Origin of the sequence: Rathayibacter sp. AY1F9, from assembly GCF_002932155.1 — a bacterium.
GTDB lineage: Bacteria > Actinomycetota > Actinomycetes > Actinomycetales > Microbacteriaceae > Rathayibacter.
Genome location: NZ_PSVA01000053.1, coordinates 1 through 2,514 on the forward strand (window position 1 = coordinate 1; position 2,514 = coordinate 2,514).

Consider the following 2,514-nt stretch of genomic DNA (forward strand, 5'->3'; position numbering starts at 1 on the left):
CCCCTCACACTCTCTAATGATCTCGGCTGGCCTGGTGCCGGCTGTCAGGCTGGTTCTGGCTTGCTCGGGCGTGACTCATCACACTCTTGACCGCTGTGTCTTGCTGGGGACCTGTCCGGCCGAGCGAGCCAGTACCGGCGTGACGCTGCGATGGCTTGATAGAAGGTTGTCCGCGACTTCGGCCGCGTGACTCGTTAGAGAGATGCCTCCGCGGCGCATCCCACCTGGATGACCCCTGAGGAGAAGAGGCCGCATGATCGTCGCCCACCGCTATGACCACGTCGTCGGAGTCGACACCCACGCCCGCACCCACACTTACGCGATCGTCGCCACCAAGACGGGCGAGATCCTCGGGACAAGAGCATTCCCGGTAACGGCGGCGGCGATCGACAGAGCGATCGCCTGGGTCGAAAGCGTAACGAGCGGATCGGTGTTGTTCGCGATGGAGGGCACCGGCTCGTACGGGGCATCGTTGGGCCGGGCGTTGCAGCGCGACGGGATCGTGTTCTGCGAGGTTCGACCGCCGAAGAAGTCGAGCCGCGTCCGCGGCAAGTCCGATGAGATCGACGCGGTCGCTGCAGCGACCTCGGCGATGGGCATCGAGCTTGACGCACTGATCCGCCCGAAAGTCGACGGGCTACGCAACGCGCTCCGCGTGACGCTCGACGCTCGTCGCGACATGGAGATCCGTCGCACGAGCGCACGGAATCAGCTCAACGCGCTGGTCCGCACCGCCGACTTTGGACTCGACACCAGACGCGCACTCACCGACCGCGGCGTGCAGCAACTCGCTGGTCTGGACGTGGAACGCCCAGATGTTGCCGAGCGCATCATCCGAGCGGAAGCGGTCCGATTGGCTTCCACCGTGATCGAGCTCGGTCACGAGATGCGGAAGAACCGTGACTCGTTAGCCGAGCTTGTGGAGCTTCTCGCACCTGGATTGCAGCAGATTTACGGAGTGGGGCCGGTCACAGCCGCGGTCGCCGTCGCGGCGTTCTCGCACCCGGGTCGGGTGCGTAGCGAAGCTGCTTTCGCATCCCTGGCAGGGGTGAGTCCGATCCCAGCATCGTCGGGGAACACGATTCGGCACCGGCTGAACCGAGGCGGTGACCGGCAACTCAACCGGGCCCTGGATGTCATCGCCAGGGTTCGGATGGTTTCGGACGCCCGCACGCGCGCCTACGTTGACCGACGCACGGCCGAGGGTCGCACCACGCGTGAGATACGACGGAGTCTGAAGCGATACATCGCCCGCGAGCTGTTCAAGGCGTTACAGGCGAGGATGGTCGGCGCCGTTCCTGGGATGCAGCTGTCCGGGTTGACGGCAGCGATCTGATGCGTAGTATCGAAAATCAATAACATTGAAAATCGATAAGGAGCGATCATGGGAGCGAACCACGTCATCGTCAGCGGGTCGGTACAGGAGCGGCCGAGGGTCTTCCGCGTGGCGCGCGCTGGCGTTCTGATCGTCGCAATGTTCTCGACATTGGGCGCGTTGACGCAGGGGATCACGGTGGCGATGGGAAGCCTGTTCGCCTTCGGCGGCGCGGACGGGCGCTTGCCGCTCACCAGCCTTCCGCAGATCAAGCAGGCCGAGCTACGCGCCGGCGCAACCGGCACTCTGGTCGACGCCGACCCGCTTCTCCGCCTCCTCGGTGGGCTGCCGAGTCTGCTGCAAGCGGCGACAATCGTCCTCGCAACGGTGTTCCTCCTCCGGGTCCTCCGAGGTGTCGCCGTCGCGCGCCCATTCGACCCCTTCGTCGTGAGTAGTTGGCGCGGCCTGAGTCTCGCGCTCCTCATCGGTGGTGTGGCACAGGGGCTGGCAGCCACGGCCGCGACCATCTACTTGGTTGCACGTCTCGGGTCGTTCGACGGCAGCAGCGCGGCAGCGGCGCAACGAGCTGCCGTCTTGGGTGGTGAATACGACGTCGTCACTTGGAGCGTCCCGCAGTGGCCCATCGTCATGCTCGTGGCCGGACTGGTCTCGTTCGCCCTCGCCGCAGCATTCAGGGCAGGCGGAAAGCTCGAGCGCGAGGTCGAAGGAGTTGTCTGACCGAGACGACCGTGACGTCGACGGTTCAGACGAGGCTCATCGGATCGAGTGCCATCTCAGCGATGTCCTGGCCGCGAGGGGGATCACGCTTACTGAACTCTCCGTTCGCACGGGGGCCACCATGGCGAATCTCTCCATCCTCAAGAACAACCGAGCCCGTGCGATCCGCTTCACCACACTCACCCTGATCTGCGACGCCCTCGACTGCACCCCACAAGAGCTTTTCTCGATCCGCCCGAGGGAGAGGAAGAGCTGAACCGACCGCGTTACGTCAATGCCTGCGGAATTTGACCGACCGATTGAGATACGGCCTGCACGCCTCGACGACTCCGGGTCGTCCCAGGCGCACCTCGTAGCTCGACAGCCTCGAGAACGTTCTCCGCGCGTCATCGCCCCCGACGACGACAGACGCTGCGAGCGTCCTGCGCCGCGACTTGACCAGAAGCCATAGAAGGGTCCCC

The 2,514-nt window shown here is 64.8% G+C and carries 3 protein-coding genes; all 3 read left to right on the forward strand.

Annotation, left to right across the window (positions count from 1 at the left end; genetic code table 11):
- Positions 1-253: 253 nt before the first annotated feature.
- From C5C37_RS16970 to C5C37_RS16980, 3 genes are read left to right on the forward strand one after another with little or no spacing between them, the layout of a single operon-like run.
- Positions 254-1,336 carry an IS110 family transposase gene (locus C5C37_RS16970; RefSeq protein ID WP_104339338.1) on the forward strand — a complete coding sequence of 361 codons (1,083 nt, stop codon included), beginning with the start codon at positions 254-256 and terminating at the stop codon, positions 1,334-1,336.
- 48 nt (positions 1,337-1,384) lie between these two features.
- On the forward strand, positions 1,385-2,053 hold the full coding sequence (locus C5C37_RS16975; RefSeq protein ID WP_104339339.1) for a hypothetical protein: 669 nt from the start codon (positions 1,385-1,387) through the stop codon (positions 2,051-2,053).
- Positions 2,046-2,309, forward strand: coding sequence for a helix-turn-helix transcriptional regulator (locus tag C5C37_RS16980; RefSeq protein WP_104339340.1), 264 nt, complete (start codon positions 2,046-2,048; stop codon positions 2,307-2,309). Before C5C37_RS16975 ends, C5C37_RS16980 begins: the two co-directional genes overlap by 8 nt.
- Positions 2,310-2,514: the final 205 nt, after the last annotated feature.